We start from the raw sequence: 19,287 nt of genomic DNA on the forward strand, positions 1-19,287 counted from the left end.
TCAACGCTGCAACAGATACTCCGCCAGTGCCTGATACGCCGGCAGTGAGGTGGCATCGTTGGCGGCATTGCCGGCCACCGGATGACTGCCAAAACGGGCGATCACCATCCCGGCTTTGGGGTCGATGTACAGCGCCTGACCGTGCACGCCGCGCGCCATAAAAGCACCGTGCGCATTGTGCGTTACCCACCACATATTACGGTAACTCCAGTTTTTTAACTGCTGATAACCGGCTTTGGCAAAATCGCTCTGCTTGCCACCAGCGCGGATATCCTGCACCGCTTTTAACGGAATAATCTGCTTACCATTGGCGCGACCATCGTTACGGATCATCTCGCCAAAGCGGGCCAGATCACGAATGCCCGTATTCAGGCCACCACCAGCAAAGGGCGTACCGGTAGAGTCGACACTCATGTAGGCATCCTGTTCAGCGCCGAGCCGGCTCCAGATCCGCTCCGACAATAACTGCGCCACGCTTTTACCGGTTACCCGTGCCAGTACCCAACCCAGCGCGTCGGTATTGGCGGTGCGGTAATGGAAGGCTTCACCGTGTTTGCCCTCGGGTTTAACCGTTTGCAGGAATTCGTAGTAGGAACGCGGGCCTTTATAGTCAGCAGGCTTAGGCAGCGGATTACCCGCCGCCGCATGGGCCCACACCTCGGCATTGGGGTCGGCGTAATCTTCGCTGAAGCGGATACCGGTGGTCATATCCATTAATTGCCGCACCGTGGCACTGCCAAAGGCTGACTGCTTCAGCTCCGGCACATAATGGGAAACGGTTTTGCTGTCATTGAGCTTGCCTTCAGCCACCAGCGTGGCGGCCAGCGTGCCGACAAAGGTTTTGGTTACCGACATAACGCCATGCTGCGCCGTTGGCGACATCACGCCAAAGTAACGTTCATACACCACCTTGCCTTTATGCAGTACGACGATGGCGTCGGTGTAATTGGCCAGCAGAGAAGCTTCCCAGCTCATGGGTTTATCCGCACCGGTGGGCATAAAGGTGAGCTGATCAATGGCCGCATCTTCCGCCTGCACCAGCGGCTGCGCATTGCCCAATCCGCGCGGGATATTAACGGTCGGCATCAGCTGGCGGAAGTTTGCCACGCTCCAGCGCATGGCCGGAAAGCGGAAGTAACTGCCATCGTCAAAACGCAGTTGTTTATCGGCCGGTGGCGGCGAGCCGACCATCCAGCCCAGCTTGGCCGGGTCGCTGGCCACGGCATCCGGGTACTTACCCTGAGCCGCCATCGCCGGCTGAGCCAACAGCAATGTGGCGCCTAAAATCATCCATCCTGATTGCAATGCAAACATACGTAACATCCTTTCTGAGCGTACTGAGATAGTGAAGGGATAACATGATCAGTACAGAGCAACAATGATATCTGTACCAACACAGTGCAAATCCCCACTGCCAAGCAATATGTGCCGCAAATTACGCCAGCATATTGTTACATCGTGTAGTGTTTGGTTACGGCAGTTTTCTGATAACTATGACCCAACGGGACAACTGATGCGTAAAATTCAGCAATCCTGCTGCCGCTGAATTTTTCTGTGGCTGACAGCACGGGGTAGAGGAAGATTCGCGCCAGACTGTCAGACGTATCAACTGCAAAGCTATACCGAAGTACCAGTCCCTTATTTTTCAATCAGGCCGCCTTGCCCTAACGTGTCCGGCACAATAAAAACAGCCGGAACACCTCTCATGAAAGTCTGGATATCTCTGGGTCTGCTGATCGCCTTTGTCCTGTTAGTGGGCCTGTTACTGGGTTCGCGCCAACAGCCTGTGGCCATTGTCAGTCAGGAATCCTTACCCATCGTTGCCGCCAGCGTCAGCAGCGAACCTGTGAAAGCCCCCGTGATTCAGGCTCCGCAACCTCTGCCAGCCGCCATGCAACAAGCCATGACGCAGGTCGCCGCCGCCTACCAGATCAGCAGCCAGTATCCGTCTTATTCCATGCCGCTGGGCAGCCAGCAAACCGAGTTGCTGCAGCCCAATGCCGGCGCTCACAGCGTACGCGACCTGAATACGGTCGGCCTGCCCGGCCAGCTGAGCATTCAGTTGTCGGCCTACCGCTACCGTCAGGAAGAACCGATAGAGGCCGACATTACCCTGTCCGGAGACGATGCACTGTTCAGCCAGCTGAGCGGCCTGAGCCTGAGCGTACGCGATAACAACAATGCCGTGCTGCTGATGCCGCAGACCGACGTACAGAACAGCCAGGCACAGAACACCCAAGCGGGGAACAACAGCAGCGAACAACGCCTGCAAACCCGCTTCAGCAGCAGCGACAACTGGCCGACCGAACTCAATCTGGTGGCGGAGCTGCAGCTGAGCGATGGCTCAACCCTGCGCCAGAGCGCGCCGTTTCAGGTCTTTACCGCCGTCGCCGAAATTACCGGTACCGGCACGCCCTATGTCGACGACAACGAACTGGTCATTCCGGTCGAAATTGATAAGGCCGCCGCCGGTTACTACAAGCTCGCCGCCAGCCTGCACTATGCCGATAAAAAACCACTGGCCTATTTACAGGGCAAAGGGCGGATAGGTAGCAGCGGCACGCTGGAACTGCGCGTACACGGCTCGCTGCTGTACAACTTAGACGGCATTCAGAATTTATGGATCGGCAATCTGCAACTGCGCAAGATGCCGGAAAAACCCGGCCCTGAGGTGCAGTGGGGTTTCAGCCGCGATGATTTTTACGCGGTTAAAAACGTCGATCCCTCGCGCTTTTCACCTATTCCTTTTCAGGATGAGCAGACCTTATCACGTCTGCAATTTCTGCAATCGCTGGGCTCGCCCCAGTAATTAAAACCACAGGAGAGACTGAATGCTGACGATAAAAATAAAGATGGCAATCACCGCAGTTTTTTTAACCGCAGCCGCCTTGCTGAGCGTCCAGGCGCAGGCACAGATGGCTGGTAAAAATGTGATTCTGGTGCACGGCTTACAACCGGCCCAGCTGATGCGCGACAGCGTAACCCCACAGGAAGTTAGCAGCGACGGTGCTAATTACTGGTCGGCGTTCTGGGGCCAGTATGCCGATGACCGCCTCGACTGGAGTTCGAAAAGCCGCCTTAACGCCGACACCGCACAACGTGCCTACAACAAGGTAATGCAATGGGCGCGCACCGGTTTCTGCAATAACGGTTGTGTGCTGGTCACCCATTCCACCGGTGATCTGGTCACGCGCTATATGCTCGATCAGCAGGATGTCTGGACCGAAGCCGCTGGCCTGCAGCCGCTGAATATTCTCGCGGTATTCGACTTTGCCGGTGCCGGTGGTGGTTCTGAACTGGCCGATCTGGCGCTGGATGTGGCCGGCAGCGAGAGCTGGCTGACCGCCCCTATCCGTGCCGCGGTTAACGCCTGGCTGGGTTTTACCGTGACCCCGGAAAAACTCGGCGTGCTGCGTGACCTGCGTCCGGCGGTTGCCCGTCAGACCGCGATGGCGCCGAACAGCGTACCGCGTCTGCGTTTTGTTGGCGGTGGCAGTGAATATCTGGGTGCTACCGGTGGCTTCCTGCCGGGTACCGATGATGGCGTTGTGTCCCTGCATTCTTCCTGCGGTGGTAATGCCATTAAAGCGGTCGACAGCTGTGTGGGCTACCGCGCCCTCGACGGTGAGCAGACCAGCGTCAGCGCTCCTGACTCTCTCTGGTACAACCACTATCCGGTACTGATGGGCAGCGATACCCACCACGGCGGCACCATCGGCAATCAGAGCGGCGTACTGCTGAGCTATGTAAACAACAACCTGAATCCGGGCGTTAATGTGTCTTTTGCTACCCAGACCACCACCAGCGGTTGGTGGCTGTGGAAGAGCACCTACAACACCGTACCGGGCTCGGATAACCAGACCATGTCGAATCTGGTATTCAACTCTGTTAACTGAATAACCAGACCCTGACCGGCAGACAGGCTTTGCGGCCTGTCTGCTTTTTTACGCCTGAGAGTTAAGCGCTGGGAGTTAAGCGCTGGGAGTTAAGCGCTGGGAGTTAAGCGCTGGGAGTTAAGCGCTGGGAGTTAAGCGCTGGGAGTTAAGCGCTGGCGGAAAACTGCACGTACAGCAGGAAACAGGCAGTCAGGATTAACAGACCGCCCATCAGACGATTAAACAGCCGTAAACGGGCTTCGCTGTTAAGCAGCTGCGCCGCCCGGTCGCCAAGCAATGACCAGCTGAACAGCGAGGCATAACACACCAGAAAATACAGCAGCAGAAAGCTCAGAAACGGCTGGTATCCCTCTGGCGCAGAGAATAACGACACCCCCGACATGCAGGCCATCCAGGCTTTTGGGTTAAGCCACTGCAATAAAAAGCCCTGAATAAAGGTTGGCCGCTTATGCTTTTCGATGCTGAGCTTTGGTGCCAACGACGCAATCAGATAACCGAGATAAATAATGAAAGCCGCCCCGGCAAGTGCCAGATAGCGCAGAAAATCCGGGAACAGCTGTACGACCTCATACAGCCCAAGACCGATACAGAGCAGCAGCAGCGTGAAGCCCAGAGTGGCACCGGAGACAAAAGGAAAGGTCTGGCGGACGCCGTAACTGGCACCGGAAGAGAGAATCACCATATTCACCGGCCCCGGTGATATCGACATCACGAACGAGAAAGATAACATCGCCAACAACAGAGACATGGTATTCCTGAATAAACCGTGAAAGAGGCGCAATATGCCTGTGCTGATCTGCGAATATCAATAATTACTTTATCAACAGTCTGTTCGCCAGATTTCCGGGTCGCTGCGCGTCATCCATAAATGCTCACTTTGCCCGCTGCCAAGTCGCCGGGTTTAGCGCTAAACTGAGCTGACTAATCAGTCAGCTTTTCAGGTGTTACATGACCTACCCCCGCGACATGATCGGTTACGGCGCCGATATCCCCAGCGTAAAGTGGCCGCACAAGGCCCGTATCGCCGTGCAGTTTGTGATTAATTACGAGGAAGGCGGCGAGAACTGCATCCTCCATGGCGACAAAGCCTCAGAAGCCTTTTTATCTGAAATTGTCGGCGCTCAGGCACTGGAAGGCGTGCGCCATATGAATATGGAATCCATCTACGAATACGGCTCACGCGCCGGCTTCTGGCGTCTGCACCGCATGTTTACCGAGCGTGAGCTGCCGGTAACCGTATTCGGTGTAGCCACCGCGCTAGAACGTAATCCGCAGGTGGTGGACGCCATGCTGAAAGCCGACTGGGAAATCGCCTCCCACGGTCTGAAGTGGATCGACTATCAATACGTACCGGAAGAGGTTGAACGTGCCCATATCCGCGAAGCTCTGGAGATTCATAAACGCCTGACCGGCAGCTTCCCGGAAGGCTGGTACACCGGCCGCATGAGCCCCAATACCCGCCGCCTCGCCTGTGAAGAGGCCGACCTGTTATACGACGCCGACAGCTACGCCGACGATCTGCCCTACTGGGTGGAAGAAGGCGGCAAGCCGCATTTAATTGTGCCCTATACGCTGGATGCCAACGATATGCGCTTTGCCACTAATCAGGGCTTTAACAGCGGTAAGCAGTTTTATCAGTATTTAAAAGACAGCTTCGACGTGCTCTACGCCGAAGGCAAAGACAGCCCGAAAATGCTCAGCATTGGTCTGCATTGCCGCTTAGCCGGTCGCCCGGGACGCGCCGCCGCACTGGCGGATTTTCTCGATTATATTCAGCGCCACGATAAGGTCTGGGTATGCCGCCGCGCGGATATTGCCCGGCACTGGAGAAAACATCATCCGTATGGCGTTGAGGAATAAAAAGTCAGACGTTCGGATATTGCCCCCGACATGGGCGAAAGCATCATCCGTACAGCGTCGAGGAATAAAAGTTAAGCGTCCGATATTGCTTCAATAACGGCCGTGAATATCATGATGCTGTTCACTTAACGCTTTAAATCATTTTGAAACGCCCAATGCCTCCCAGGGGAACTCATCCCCTTGCCGGCGGGCCGACCCCAGCTTCGCGCTGTGCAGGCCTTTTTCCTCCATTCAGACCACCTCGGTCACGGCAACGCGGATAATGGGCCATCCATGGCCCTATCCGCTCGCTCTGCATCCCTGCAGAGACGCGCCGGCTCAGTGCTCTTCATTCCGGCGTCCTGCAGGCGCATTCATTAATCCGCTAAGTGGCTTTTCAGAACGGACATTGCTGTTCGATAAAATAGGATTGTGCGGCTGGGATAAACCGCGCCTCTGGGCCCGCCGCCATGAACGATGATTTTTACGATCTGTCTGGCATGGACGCCAGACAAGCGTATCCGGCCACGGATGGCCGATATACGCGTGGTCAGTAAAAACCGAGTGAATAAGGATCACGGGCCAGAAAGCGCAAAGCAGGGGTTTGGGGATAAGATCTCCAAGTTGGGGCGCAGGGGCTTGCCCCGCAAAGGCTGTTCAAGTGCAGTCAGCGCTGGCTGGTTACTTAAGTGAACAGCATTACGTAAATATCAGCTTTTTAAAGCAGCAGAATAAACGACTACCTCAACCCGACTGGCGCAGGGACTCCAGCTTCTGCGTCAGCGTCTGGCTGAGCGCGGCATTCAACTGCGCCAGCTCGTCCAGCAATATCTGACGAGCCTGTCGGGTGGCATCGGCTTCCTCGCCTTCGCTTGTCACAGCGTCCAGCGCCTGTAACTGGCGCTGCACTTCGGCAATACGTTCCTGTAAGTCTTTAATAATACGGTCGAGCGGATGCTCTTCACTGGCCTGGGTATCGCTCTGTTCGGCACGTAACTGATTCAGTGCAGCAGCCGATAAATGCACGGCTTCGCCCTGCGCATCGGTGCTGGTAAGCGCAGTTTTTGCGGGCTTTTCCGCCTGAATCTGCTCACTGCTCACGGGCTTATTGACCGAACCGGCAGCGGATATACGAATATCTGACATAGTCACACACCTAAGCATCAGGGACTGTTAACAGGCCACTACGAACAGGTAGCAGGTAACAAACCACAACCGTGCTTTCTGTGAAGGTAATCGTTATATCGGCCATAAACGAAAAAACTGAAGGGCGGTGACATTTCCTGACGGCCACGCTGTAGACGCCGGTTAAACACCGCACTACTATGCGCAGTATCTACTGATACATCTGCTGTTTATTTATGCGCAATAACCGCCTGTTAAATATCGCCTTATTACTGCTGACATTGTTTCAGTCGGTTGCGGCGTTGGCGGATGTGCATGAAACCTTCGAGCGTTCTGCGGCCGATCATCTGAGCGAACACCAGCCCGCGCACCATGACGATCTGGCCGATACCCTCGCCAATGACTCCCATAGCCTGAACCGCGACAATCAGGCCCAGCACGACTGCAGCCACTGCTGTCATTGTCATGCTCATACACCGTTATCCTTACCGGTTAACGATGCGCTGGCGGCCGCCAACCAGACTGGCAGCCTGCACAACGATTACACCCGCACGATGATTGTACGTGCCCTCAGCCCACACCTGCGCCCTCCGATTGTTTCCTGAATAACCGCGTTTAACCGCTGCCGCGAACCAACAGTGCCGATGTTTGTACTGCCGGTGGCTTATCGTATTTTTTATTCAGGAATAACCCATGAATATTATCCCGGTAATGGCGTTTTTTATCGCCAGCACCCTGACCATACCCGCGTATGCGTCAGACAGCATAAATCCGCCCAAAGCGGTAAACAGCAGCAGTCCGGATAACGATGCTGCACGTCTCTGGCTGCAAAGCCGCATCATGCAGACACCGCAGGTAAAAGCAGCTTTTGCACAAAAAAACAGCCGCGCATTATGGAGCGAAGCCGCCACTCAGCCACTGTATAACCCGGAGTTACAAACCCGGCTGGAGCAGGAAGGCAGTAACAATAATTACGCGCTGGAAATCAGCCAGAAAATAGACTGGTGGAATCAGCGTGAAGCGCGCAGCCAGCAACAGCAATTACTGCAACAACAGGCGGAGCAGCAGTATCAGCAAAGCCTGCAGCAAACCACGGCCGATGCATTAACGGCCATTGTGCGTTACCAGAGTGCGCAGCAGCGCGATCAGTTAATGCAGCGTTTACAGCAGCAACAGCAGACGCTGACGCAGCTGATTCAGCAGCGTCGCCGCCTCGGTGATTTAAGTGCACTGGATGCCGAACTGGCGTTGTTGGCGCAAAGCTCACTGTTGGCCGATATTGCCGCCAGCCAGGCGGAATTAAGCGCCGCTGCCGCGCAATTATCTGCCCTGTTACCGGACTGGCAACAACAACCGCAACACCTCAGTGCATTAATTCAGCAGCTGGATAACAGCGCACAACAATTACCGGCGCAGCCATTAAATAATACGCAGCTTAAGCAACTGGCGCTGTCGCATCCGCAGAGTGAAAGCGCCCGGCTGTTCTGGCTGGCCGAGCAGCAGCGCGCGCAACTGAGCCGCGACAGCCTGCGCGCCGAACCAACCCTTGGCGTCAGTGCCGGGCGTAATGGTGAGGAAGATGTATTCGGGCTGGCCCTGTCTTTACCGCTCAATATACGCAGCTCTTACCGCCAGGCCGCGGCCGCAGCCGATGGCGAAACCCTGCAGGCCGAAGCGGAGTTCTATGCCAATCTGCAACAACAGCAGCAACAGCTGCGCGCCAGCCACAGCCGGGTTCTGGCGTACCGCCGTCAGGTTGAACAATGGCATGCGCTGATGCCCGATGGCGGCCAGCGCAGTGCGCAACTGCTGCAACAGCAATGGAGCAACGGCGACCTCAGCACCAGTGCTTATATTCAGGCCTCCGCACAATGGGCCGCCAGCCTGCAGGCCGGTATTGAATTAACCGGTGATTATCGTCAGGCACAGATCCAATGGCTGAGCGACAGCCAGACTATCCGCCGTTTTTTAAGCGCTGCAAACGCCAACAGCCAGAATGCTGCTACTGGCAGCAATCATCAGATTTCAGAGTGAGAAAATTATGTTGTCACTATTTTCAGTAAAAAAATCAGCGTCCGTAAAAAAAATGTCTGCTGTTAATCATCCGGGCACTGCCCGGCGCCTGCTACTGGCTTTTATTCTCATATTTCCGCTGCAGAGCTATGCCACAGACGCAGAAGGCGAACATGATCATGCTCATGACCATGCATCCGGCCATAACGAAGCCGTCAGCAAATCACACAACGACGATGATCCGGATCATGCACACGGCCAGGATGAACATAACGACAACGAAAACAGCGTGCATTTAAGCGCAGAACAGATACAGCAGGCCGGCATTATCAGCCGGATAATCCCTGCTGAAAAAACCGATATTCCGCTGCGTGCACCGGCCGAAATCCGCGCCAACGGTTACCGCAGCTTTGTCGTCTCTCCACGGGTCGATTCGGTGGTGATTACCCGCCATGTCGCACTGGGCGATCACGTACAACCCGGACAACCCTTGCTGACCTTATTCAGCGAAGGTGTTGCCAGTGCCCAGGCGGAATTACGCAGTGCCCGCTCCGAATGGCAGCGGGTAAAAAATCTCGGTAAAAATGCCGCCGGTGCCGCCCGTTATAATCAGGCCGAAAATACCCTCGCCGCAGCGCGTGCACGCTTAACGGCTTATGGCCTGAATGCCGATGCCGAATTAACCCCGGCCAGCTTCGGCGAATATCAGTTAACCGCACAGACTGCGGGGCTGGTATTAAGCGATGATTTTCAGCAGGGTCAGCGTGTAACCGCCGGCAGTGCATTAATGCAGATCACCGACGAAACCACCCTCTGGGCCGAAGCGCGTTTACCGGCAGAATCTGAGCTGCATTTAACCCGCGATACCCGCGTTATGCTTAATGTCGCCGGACTGAATATCAGCGCACAGATAAGCCATGAATCCCATACCATCGATCCGTTAACCCGCACCCGTATCGTGCGTTTAACCGTCGAAAATCCCGATCACCGTCTGCACCCCGGATTATTTGCCAGCGCCGATTTTTATACCCGCTCAGAAAACCCCATCACCCTAGTGCCGGAAACCGCACTGGTGCGTGGCAGCGATGGCGACTGGCAGATTTTTATTGAAAGTACACCGGGTGAATTCAGAGCACTGGAAGTGGAGCGCGGACGGACTATCCGGACGACCGGACGCAGCGCCAATAAAGCAGAAGAAGCCCTGATAGAAATCAGCAGCAAAGACCATGCGGCACTTTCTGAGCATCCGATATCTCAGTACCCCATCGTCGTCGCCGGTGCTTTCTTTATTGCTTCCGAGCAGGCGAAAGGCGGCTTTGATCCGCATAATCACTAAGGGTTGGGGATAAAACTATGTTTACGTTACTGACCCGCTGGGCGGTCGCTAACCGCCTGCTGGTGCTGATTGCCATCACCAGTTTATGTATTGCTGCCGCTTTTGCTTTGCCGAAGCTGAACCTCGATGCCTTTCCCGACGTTACCAACGTGCAGGTAGCCATTAATACCGAGGCGCCGGGACTGGCCGCCGAAGAAGTGGAAAAACTCATTACCTACCCGATTGAGGCGGTCATGTACGCCCTGCCCGGCGTGGCCGAAGTGCGCTCCATTTCCAAAACCGGTTTATCCGGAATTACCGTGGTATTTAACGAAGGGACCGATATTTATTTCGCCCGTCAGCTGGTGTTCGAGCGCTTGCAGGCCGCGCGCGAATTTATTCCACAGGGTGCCGGTATTCCGGAAATGGGGCCAAATACTTCCGGTCTGGGACAGATATTCCAGTATGTACTGCAGGCCGAATCCGGTTCAGGTTACGACCTGATGCAACTGCGCAGCCTGAATGACTGGCTGGTAAAACTGCTGTTAATGCCGGTCGATGGTGTGACCGATGTATTGTCCTTTGGTGGCGACGTGCGCCAGTATCAGGTGAATTTAAATCCTGACCGTTTGCTCGCGTTTCAGTTATCGCAGCAGGATGTGATCGATGCACTGGAAGCCAATAACCGTAATGTCGGTGGCTGGTATTTAAACCGCGGTCAGGAACAACTGGTGATCCGTGGCACCGGCTGGCTCGACAGTGGTGAACAGGGTTTAAAACAATTAGCGCAGATTCCGTTGCGGGTAATTGATGGCGTCGCCGTTACCGTGGCCGATGTTGCCGAAGTCAGTTTCGGCAGTGAAATCCGTCAGGGCGCAGTCACCTTCAGCCGCAGCTATGATCAAAATAACAGTGATCAAAATAACGGCGGCGAGGTTGTGTCCGGTATTGTGCTTAAGCGTATGGGCGCCAATACCAAAGCCACCATCGATGGTATTCAGCAACGGATTGCCCTGATTAATCGGGCATTGCCCACAGGCGTCAGCTTTGAGGTTATTTACGATCAGGCCGGATTAATCGAACAGGCCGTCAGTACGGTAGTCAATGCACTGGCGCTGGCCTTTGTATTTATTCTGATTGTACTGGCGCTGTTTATGATGAATCTGCGCGCCACGGTACTGGTATTAATCTCGATTCCAATATCGGTCGCCATTGCCTTGATGCTGATGTCCTGGTATGGCTTATCGGCCAACCTGATGTCACTCGGTGGTATTGCCGTTGCCATTGGTATGCTGGTCGATGGTTCGGTGGTGATGGTGGAAAATATGTTCCGCCATCTGCAACACAACCCCGATGCCGATAAAAGCAGCATCAGCCTGCGTATTCAGGAAGCCGCTGCCGAAGTGGCGCGCCCGGTATTTTTTGCCACCGGTATTATTCTGCTGGTGTTTTTACCGCTGTTTGGTTTTGAGGGTGTCGAAGCCAAATTATTCCAGCCGATGGCTATATCCATCATGCTCGCCATGCTGGTCGCCGTACTGGTCGCGCTGATTGTGGTTCCGGCACTGGCGACCTTTATGTTCCGCACAGCGGTAACCGCCAAACCCAGCCCCTTACTGCAGCCACTGGAAAAACTGTACCGCCACCTGCTCACTCAGGCTTTGCGTTTTCCACGGCGGGTGATGTTGCTGGCCGGAGTATTATTGCTGGCCGCCGTGATTATTGCTCCACGCCTTGGCACCGAGTTTGTTCCGGAACTGGAAGAAGGCACCATTAACCTGCGCGTTACTCTGGCACCCTCTGCCAGCTTAGAAACCGCACTGAGTGTTGCGCCGAAACTGGAAGCCTTATTACTGCAGTTTCCGGAAGTAAATTACGCCATGAGCCGTATCGGCCGGCCGGAACTGGGCGGCGATCCGGAGCCGGTCAGTAATATCGAAATTTATATCGGCTTAAAACCCCGCAGCGAATGGCAGTCGGCCGATAACCGTCTGGCGCTGCAGCGTTTAATGGAAGAAAAACTCGAAGTGTTCCCCGGTCTGTTATTTAACTTTTCCCAGCCGATCAGCACCCGCGTCGATGAATTACTGTCCGGTGTTCGCGCTCAGCTGGCCATTAAATTATTCGGCCCGGATCTGGACGTTCTGGCACAGCAGGGACAGCAGATCGAAACCCTGGTAAAAACCATTGCCGGTACCCGTGATGTCGCCATGGAACAGATTGCCGGTGAATCACAACTGGTAATTACGCCCAAACGCGATGCCTTATCGCGCTACGGCCTGTCGGTGGATAACGTACTGACTCTGGTACGCGATGGCCTGGGTGGCACCAGTGCCGGACAGATTATTAACGGTAACGAACGTTACGATATTTATGTTCGCCTGCAGCAGGAGTTCCGCGACAACGCCGCCGCTATTGCTGATTTACGCCTGCGTTCACCCTCCGGTGCCATCGTCCGCCTTGGTGATGTTGCTACGGTGGAATTTGCCTCCGGGCCGCCACAGGTACGGCGTGATGACGTGCAGCGGCGACTGGTGATTCAGGCCAACGTTGAAGGCCGCGATATGGGCAGTGTGGTGGCCGATATCCGTAACGCCATCGACACCCAGCTGCAATTGCCACCGGGCTACGCCGTCAGTATTGGCGGCCAGTTTGAAAATCAGCAACGCGCGCAGCAACGCTTAATGATGATTGTGCCGCTGTCATTAGGATTAATTGCCCTGCTGCTGTATTTCGCCTTTGGCTCGGTCGGCCAGGCGCTGCTGATTCTGCTGAATGTGCCGCTGGCGGTTATTGGCGGAATCTTTTCGCTGTGGTTATCCGGCCAGTATTTATCGGTGCCCGGCTCGGTGGGATTTATCACCCTGTTTGGCGTGGCGGTGTTAAATGGCGTGGTGATGGTCGAGAGTATTAACCAGCGCTTTGCCGCCGGTCATACCCTGCAGGATGCCGTATTTAACGGTGCCTTATCGCGCCTGCGTCCGGTATTAATGACCGCACTGACCTCAGCGCTGGGATTAATTCCGATGCTGATGTCAAACGGACTGGGAGCTGAAATTCAGAAGCCGCTGGCCAGTGTGATTGTCGGCGGACTGGTAACGGCGACCTTCCTGACGCTGTTTGTATTGCCGCTGTTGTATCCGTTTTTCTCGCAGTGGAAACTGCGCGAACATTAATAACCTCTGATCCTGCATCCCGGTTTACCGGGATGCATTACTTTATATTCTGCTTTCATCTGGCTCCCACGCTCTGCGTGGTAGCCCTTGCTGGTACAGTTGCATTCCCACGCAGAGCGTAGGAACGAGAAAATATTCTGCTTCCGCACCTACCACTCTGAAACCGCCACTCAAAACCTGCCCGGATATTCTGATCAGAATGATTCTTATCCCGCGCAGATAATTAAAAAGAATCATCACCTGGCTCCCACGCTCTGCGTGGTAGCCCTTGCTGGCACAGTTGCATTCCTACGCAGAGCGTAGGAACGAGAAAAAAGCAGCATCGCGGTGATGGTTTTCTGCGCCTCTGAGGCCGCCGCAGAACCCGCCACTCAAAACCTGCCCGGATATTCTGATCAGAATGATTCTTATCCCGCGCGGATAATTAAAAAGAATCATTAACAACTCTGACGCTGCTTTACACGAAAGACGGCCTTTTTCAGTTTCGTTTCAGCTTGTGCCGCTATGTTGCCTGCGGTATTCAGCGGAGAACACTTTATGGAGCAGAAGAATATTCAGCCGCAGCGCTTTCTCGCTGCCCTGCTTTTATTGCCATTAGCAATCGGGGTTCAGGCTGGCGGCAACTTTCAGCAAAGCCTCGAAGCCGCCTGGCAACAGCTGCCGGAACAACAGTACCTGCCGGCAGAAAACGATATTAACAACCGGAGCCTGCCCGGATGGCTGGCTGCAGCCCCGTCCATTGCCGTCGATTATCAGCAGGGCAATGATGCCAGCGGCAGTGCCGAAGAATGGCAAACCCGGCTGGAGCTTCCCCTCGCCCGTCCGGGCTTAATGCAAAGTCAGCGCGACTATCAGCAGGCAGCAGGCAATGAAACCCTGGCTTATCAACAATTGCTGCGCTGGCAGCTGGCAGGGAAATTACAGACCTGGTGGTGGGACTGGCAGAGCCTCAACCTGAGTCAGCAACGAATTCAGGACCGCCTGGCAGCAATGCAGCAACAATTACAGTGGCTGGATTTATTAATCCGTCAGGGCGAACGTCCGGCTGCCGATCGCCTTACCCTGCAGGAGCAATATCAGCAGCTTAAAAATCAGCAGCTGCTGAACCAGCGCCAGCAACAGACTCTGCAGCAGCAGTGGCAACAGTGGACAGCGCTGACGGAATTACCCGGCGACTGGTCTTTCACTCTCTTGCCGGAACAACCGCTGGATAACCATCCGTTACTGCAGTTATTGCAGATACAAAAACAACTGTCCGATGCGCAATTACGCAGCCAGCAGAAAAATACGCTCAATCCGCGTTTAAGTCTGGGCGTAAAACATCAGCAGGCGGTGAATGCTCAGCCGGCCAGCGATGCCCTGCAAGTCGGAATAAGCTTTGATTTTGGCGGCAGCAATTACAGCGAGCGCCGCAACGCAGTACGCGAACTGGGTAATCGCCACAGCGAGTGGTTACGCACCCGCCAACAGCTTGAGAACGAGCGCAATGTTCTGGCGGCAACCCTGCCGCAGCAACAACAACGTATGAACGAATTAAAAGACATGAGCCAGCAGGCCAGCGCGCAATATCAGAGCCAGTACCAGGCTTACCAGCGCGGCAGCCTGTCAGGTTTTCAGTGGTTGCAGATCCAGTCCAGCATCTGGCGCCTGCAACAACAGGCCGATGACGCGCGGATTGAGTATCTGCGCAATATCAGCCAGTGGAATCAGTTACAGGGGTATTCGCTATGAACCTGTTCAGCACAAGCATTGTTAATTTATCTGCCCGGTTACAGGAGCCCCTGTTATGAAATTCTGTTGTCTGTCCATAAATCCGTTACTGGCCATCGGTCTGTTACTGGCCTGCACTCAGACCAGCCTTGCTGAAAATATGCCCGTTACCACACAACTGAGCATCAGCAACGAGCAGCTGGACAATCTGGGTGTACGCTTTCAGACACTGGAAAAACAGGATCAGGTAGTGCTGGCATCCCTGCCGGCAATCAGTTCTGTCGCTCCGGGTCAGGCGGAAAATATCAGCCTGCCTTTCGAAGGCCGGCTGGAAGAATGGCAAGCTACAGCGGGTAATTTTATTGTTGAAAAAGAACCTCTGGCATTACTGCACAGCCACGATGTACTGGATTTTTTTCAGAGCAACCAGCGTTTACAGCAGCAGGCCAGCCTGTGTAATCAGCGTCTCAGCGATATGCGGGAGCGTAATAAAAGTGGCCTGACCTCTCGTCTGGATTTACAGGAACAACAACTGCAATGCCAGCAGCTGAATGATCAGAAAAAACTTAACGCACAGATTCTGAAGCATCTGCCTGCGCAATGGCAAAACGCCAGCGATGCCGATTATGCTCTGCAGGCGCCGGAAAGTGGCTGGCTGATTACCATTAAACATCAGCCCGGCGAGCACTTTATGGCCGGTGACTCCCTGGCAGAGTTCTGGCCTGAAAGTGCGCTGCGCTTACGTCTTTGGGTGCCTCAGCATCTGTTGTATAACCTGAGTGTTGGTCAGCAACTTAATATTTCTGCCACACAGCAACAGGCGACGATTCAGAGTATCGGCAGCGTACAGAATACAGCCGCGCAGACTGAAGTATGGCTAAAGGCAGATAATCTGATACCGGGCAGCACTCTGGTTGTTGATATTCCATCAAAGGCCTTCGGCTGGCCAACAGAAGCTGCCGCCCGGGTACGCCATAACGATAAATCCTGGGTATTTATCCGCACAGCCGACGGCGTTCAGGCAACCGAACTGCAACAGTTTATTGCCGGTAACCGTGGATTATTACTGCAGGACACGGCGCTGGAAAACCGTGAAATTGCCATCAGTGGTACGGCGGCGCTGAAAGCTCTCTGGCAAAGTATGGGGAGCGAATAAATGTTATCCGCATTATTACAGGGCGTATTAAAACAGCGCATTCTGATTATTGTTATCAGCGTTGCGGTTTTTCTGGCCGGGCTAAATACCTTTCAGAATCTGCGTATTGATGCCTACCCGGAGATTTCTCCGACTCAGGTAAAAATTATTATTAAAGCACCGGGCCTGGCACCGGAAGAACTTGAAACCCGCGTCACACGGAAAATCGAAGTCGAACTTCTGGGTATTCCCAACCAGAGTATTCTGCGCTCGGTGGTAAAATACGGCATCACCGATATTACCGTCGACTTTACCGGTGGCACCGATATTTATTGGGCCAGACAACAGGTTGCCGAGCGTCTGGCGGCAATATGGCCGGATTTACCTCAGGGTATCAGCGGTGGCATTGCCGCCATGAGTACGCCACTGGGCGAATTATTTATGTTTACTCTGGACGGCCCGTTATCGCTGGAAGAAAAACGCCGTATCCTCGACTGGCAAATCCGTCCTTTACTGCGCACGGTGCCGGGCGTGGCCGATATTAATGCCCTCGGCGGCCGGGTCGAAGCTTATCAGGTGGCACCGGATACACTGGCTCTGGCGCGCGCCGGAATGACATTGCAGGACCTGCACAGTTTTCTGCAAAGCAATAACCGTAACGACGGCGCCGGACGCATCGACAGCGGTGAAGAATCCATTATCGTTTCCAGTGGTGGCCGTATTCAGAGCCTGCAGGATCTGGAAAACCGCATAATCCGCTGGCATAACGGCAGCGCTGTTCGTCTTGGTGATGTCGCCACGGTTTCGCTGTCATCCATGACCCGTTATGGCGCGGTTACCGAAGACGGAAAGGGTGAAACAGTGCAGGCCTTAGTCGTCGCACTGAAAAACGCTGACGCCCAGAAAGTAATCAGCGGTGTCCGTGAAGCCCTCGACACACTGCGCCCCAGTCTGCCAGCAGAACTCAGCATTAATGTGTTTTACGACCGCAGCAACTTAATTGAACGCGCCGTTAATACCGTATCTGAAGCCTTATGGATTGCCGTTGCTCTGGTAATTATTCTGCTCGGTTTATTTATTGGTAACGTGCGGGTCGCCATGGTGGTGGCGGTTAATCTGCCGATGTCTGCCCTGATGACCTTTATTATCATGGATTACTTCGGCATGAGCGCTAACCTGATGAGTCTGGGCGGCCTGGCGATTGCCATTGGTATGCTGGTCGACGGTGCTGTTGTCGTGGTTGAAAATACGGTCACGCAATTGCAGCAGGGCTCGCGCTCGCTGCCGCGTATGCATGTTATTTTCCGCGCTATTAAAGAGGTGATGGTGCCCATTATTTCCGGCACCCTGATTATTCTTCTGGTCTTTTCGCCATTGGTGACCCTGCAGGGGCTGGAAGGTAAATTATTCGCGCCGGTAGCGATGACCATTATGTTTGCCATGGCCAGCAGTCTGCTGGTGTCGCTGACACTGATCCCGGTGTTATGCACCCTTGCCATCAACGAGAAAAAGGTCAGCACCCCAGGCTGGATCGTGCATCTGCAAAACCGTTATGAATCCAGCCTGTCGGCGGCCTTACAGAATCCCAAACCTATTATGCTGGGACTGGCGGTTGCCATTGTACTGGCCATACTGGCGTTCCTGCAGACAGGTAAAGCCTTTATGCCGGAAATGGATGAAGGCGATTTAATTGTGCAGCTGGAAAAAACACCCACCATTAACTTACAGGCATCCGCCGCCATCGACCTGAAAGCTCAGAGCGCCATGCTGGCAGCGGTCAGCGATATCGAGCGGATTATTGCCCGCAGTGGTTCCGACGATCTGGGTATGGACCCGATGGGCTTAAACGAAACCGATATGTTCCTGCAGCTGAAACCACGTGATCAGTGGCAGGCAGAAAATAAAGACGCCATTAAAGACCAGATCCGCACCGTGATGGAACAGTTTCCCGGTGTCGATTACGGCTTTACCCAACCCATTGATATGCGCGTATCAGAAATGATTTCCGGTTCCCGTGGTGACGTTGCCATTAAAGTATTTGGCAGCGATCTGGCCGAACTGCAGCGTCTGGCCGACCAGATCGGTAATGAAATGAAAACGCTGACCGGCGTCAGCGAGGTGATGGTTTCACAGGCCGATGGTATGCACTATCTGCAGCTGGAAAATAATTACCCGCGCATTGCTCATTTTGGCTTTAACGTTGAAGACGTACAGCAAACCCTGCGCAGCTATCTGGAAGGTATTAACAGCGGCGACGTGGTCTTCAGCGACCGCCAGGTTCCGTTACTGCTGCGCCAGCCAACCCGGCTGCAGGTTGAGCAGTTACTGAATGAGCTGACCATGGCCAACGCCGATGGTCAGGCCGTCCCCTTATCGGCACTGGTCAGCGCACGTGAAGTTCAGGGGCCGGTATTAATTAAACGCGAGCAGGGTCAGCGATTTGCACTGGTTAACGTCAATGTCAGCGGCGTGGCCCTGAGTGATTTTGTTGCCAGCGCACAGCAGCGGGTTGCGGAAAACATCAGGCTGCCGGCAGGTTATGTGTTGTCCTGGGGTGGCGAATTTGAGAATCAGCAACGGGCCAATGCCCGCCTCGGGTTAATGGTACCGGTCGCCATTGCGCTGGTATTACTGGTGTTATTCACTACCTTTGGCCGGCTGGATGAAGCGCTGCTGATTCTCGCCAATATTCCTTTCGCATTAATCGGCGGCATTATTGCCCTGTGGCTAAGCGGTGAATATTTATCGGTACCGGCATCGGTTGGCTTTATTGCCCTGCTGGGTGTAGCCGTGATGAATGGCGTAGTGCTGGTTGATCAGTTCCGCCATTTACTGAACCTTGGGCAACAGGGATTACAGGTAGTAAGGGATGGTGCGGTGCGCCGCCTGCGCCCGGTATTAATGACCGCAACAACAGGTGCCGTTGGTCTGCTGCCATTATTATTCGCTACCGGCCCCGGCAGTGAAATTCAGAAGCCGCTGGCCATTGTGGTGATCGGTGGTTTATTTACCTCAACCCTGCTGACCCTCTATGTGCTGCCGGTGTTATACCGCCGCTTTATTCTGGAGCAGAAATAA

Annotated in this window: 13 protein-coding genes; 10 read left to right on the forward strand and 3 right to left on the reverse strand. The window is 54.4% G+C overall.

Features of this window, described 5'->3' with window-relative positions:
* Window positions 1-1,314 carry a serine hydrolase domain-containing protein gene (locus HUF19_RS15465; protein WP_260997458.1) on the reverse strand — a complete coding sequence of 438 codons (1,314 nt, stop codon included), beginning with the start codon at window positions 1,312-1,314 and terminating at the stop codon, window positions 1-3.
* Between the two features lie 391 nt (window positions 1,315-1,705).
* On the opposite strand from HUF19_RS15465, the gene HUF19_RS15470 reads away from it, so the two are divergent.
* Entirely contained in the window at window positions 1,706-2,809 is a 1,104-nt protein-coding gene (locus HUF19_RS15470; protein ID WP_260997459.1) for a hypothetical protein, read from the forward strand.
* A 22-nt stretch (window positions 2,810-2,831) separates the two neighbouring features.
* Window positions 2,832-3,896, forward strand: coding sequence for a hypothetical protein (locus HUF19_RS15475; protein ID WP_260997460.1), 1,065 nt, complete (start codon window positions 2,832-2,834; stop codon window positions 3,894-3,896).
* Window positions 3,897-4,041: 145 nt separating this feature from the next.
* Here HUF19_RS15475 and HUF19_RS15480 read toward each other — a convergent pair whose 3' ends face one another.
* Window positions 4,042-4,644 (reverse strand): LysE family translocator, encoded by a 603-nt coding sequence (locus HUF19_RS15480; RefSeq protein ID WP_260997461.1) that lies wholly within the window; start codon window positions 4,642-4,644, stop codon window positions 4,042-4,044.
* 200 nt (window positions 4,645-4,844) lie between these two features.
* Here HUF19_RS15480 and puuE point away from each other — a divergent pair, with 200 nt between their 5' ends.
* Window positions 4,845-5,756 (forward strand): allantoinase PuuE, encoded by a 912-nt coding sequence (gene puuE, locus HUF19_RS15485; protein WP_260997462.1) that lies wholly within the window; start codon window positions 4,845-4,847, stop codon window positions 5,754-5,756.
* 723 nt (window positions 5,757-6,479) lie between these two features.
* On the opposite strand, the gene HUF19_RS15490 is transcribed toward puuE, so the two are convergent.
* Window positions 6,480-6,881, reverse strand: a complete 402-nt coding sequence (locus tag HUF19_RS15490) for a hypothetical protein (protein WP_260997463.1) — start codon at window positions 6,879-6,881, stop codon at window positions 6,480-6,482.
* Between the two features lie 215 nt (window positions 6,882-7,096).
* On the opposite strand from HUF19_RS15490, the gene HUF19_RS15495 reads away from it, so the two are divergent.
* The 7 genes from HUF19_RS15495 (at window position 7,097) to HUF19_RS15525 (ending at window position 19,287) form a co-directional block, all read left to right on the forward strand.
* Window positions 7,097-7,465: a hypothetical protein gene (locus tag HUF19_RS15495; protein ID WP_260997464.1), complete on the forward strand. Its 369-nt coding sequence runs from the start codon at window positions 7,097-7,099 to the stop codon at window positions 7,463-7,465.
* Between the two features lie 88 nt (window positions 7,466-7,553).
* Window positions 7,554-8,894, forward strand: coding sequence for a TolC family protein (locus HUF19_RS15500; protein ID WP_260997465.1), 1,341 nt, complete (start codon window positions 7,554-7,556; stop codon window positions 8,892-8,894).
* 52 nt (window positions 8,895-8,946) lie between these two features.
* Window positions 8,947-10,209, forward strand: a complete 1,263-nt coding sequence (locus HUF19_RS15505; protein WP_260997466.1) for an efflux RND transporter periplasmic adaptor subunit — start codon at window positions 8,947-8,949, stop codon at window positions 10,207-10,209.
* A gap of 17 nt (window positions 10,210-10,226) precedes the next feature.
* Window positions 10,227-13,364 (forward strand): efflux RND transporter permease subunit, encoded by a 3,138-nt coding sequence (locus tag HUF19_RS15510; RefSeq protein WP_260997467.1) that lies wholly within the window; start codon window positions 10,227-10,229, stop codon window positions 13,362-13,364.
* A 537-nt stretch (window positions 13,365-13,901) separates the two neighbouring features.
* Entirely contained in the window at window positions 13,902-15,095 is a 1,194-nt protein-coding gene (locus HUF19_RS15515; RefSeq protein ID WP_260997468.1) for a hypothetical protein, read from the forward strand.
* 55 nt (window positions 15,096-15,150) lie between these two features.
* Window positions 15,151-16,230, forward strand: coding sequence for an efflux RND transporter periplasmic adaptor subunit (locus HUF19_RS15520; RefSeq protein WP_260997469.1), 1,080 nt, complete (start codon window positions 15,151-15,153; stop codon window positions 16,228-16,230).
* Window positions 16,231-19,287, forward strand: coding sequence for an efflux RND transporter permease subunit (locus HUF19_RS15525; RefSeq protein WP_260997470.1), 3,057 nt, complete (start codon window positions 16,231-16,233; stop codon window positions 19,285-19,287).

The sequence above is a fragment of the Thalassolituus hydrocarboniclasticus genome (genome assembly GCF_025345565.1).
Taxonomy (GTDB): Bacteria; Pseudomonadota; Gammaproteobacteria; order Pseudomonadales; family Oceanobacteraceae; genus Venatoribacter; species Venatoribacter hydrocarboniclasticus.

Bases quoted from the DNA above. Each gene is read 5' to 3' on its own strand.
- HUF19_RS15490 (WP_260997463.1), bottom strand. From the start codon at position 6,881: ATGTCAGATATTCGTATATCCGCTGCCGGTTCGGTCAATAAGCCCGTG.
- HUF19_RS15480 (WP_260997461.1), bottom strand. From the start codon at position 4,644: ATGTCTCTGTTGTTGGCGATGTTATCTTTCTCGTTCGTGATGTCGATA.
- HUF19_RS15495 (WP_260997464.1), top strand. From the start codon at position 7,097: ATGCGCAATAACCGCCTGTTAAATATCGCCTTATTACTGCTGACATTG.
- HUF19_RS15465 (WP_260997458.1), bottom strand. From the start codon at position 1,314: ATGTTTGCATTGCAATCAGGATGGATGATTTTAGGCGCCACATTGCTG.
- HUF19_RS15525 (WP_260997470.1), top strand. From the start codon at position 16,231: ATGTTATCCGCATTATTACAGGGCGTATTAAAACAGCGCATTCTGATT.
- HUF19_RS15475 (WP_260997460.1), top strand. From the start codon at position 2,832: ATGCTGACGATAAAAATAAAGATGGCAATCACCGCAGTTTTTTTAACC.
- HUF19_RS15510 (WP_260997467.1), top strand. From the start codon at position 10,227: ATGTTTACGTTACTGACCCGCTGGGCGGTCGCTAACCGCCTGCTGGTG.
- HUF19_RS15470 (WP_260997459.1), top strand. From the start codon at position 1,706: ATGAAAGTCTGGATATCTCTGGGTCTGCTGATCGCCTTTGTCCTGTTA.
- puuE (WP_260997462.1), top strand. From the start codon at position 4,845: ATGACCTACCCCCGCGACATGATCGGTTACGGCGCCGATATCCCCAGC.
- HUF19_RS15505 (WP_260997466.1), top strand. From the start codon at position 8,947: ATGTCTGCTGTTAATCATCCGGGCACTGCCCGGCGCCTGCTACTGGCT.
- HUF19_RS15520 (WP_260997469.1), top strand. From the start codon at position 15,151: ATGAAATTCTGTTGTCTGTCCATAAATCCGTTACTGGCCATCGGTCTG.
- HUF19_RS15515 (WP_260997468.1), top strand. From the start codon at position 13,902: ATGGAGCAGAAGAATATTCAGCCGCAGCGCTTTCTCGCTGCCCTGCTT.
- HUF19_RS15500 (WP_260997465.1), top strand. From the start codon at position 7,554: ATGAATATTATCCCGGTAATGGCGTTTTTTATCGCCAGCACCCTGACC.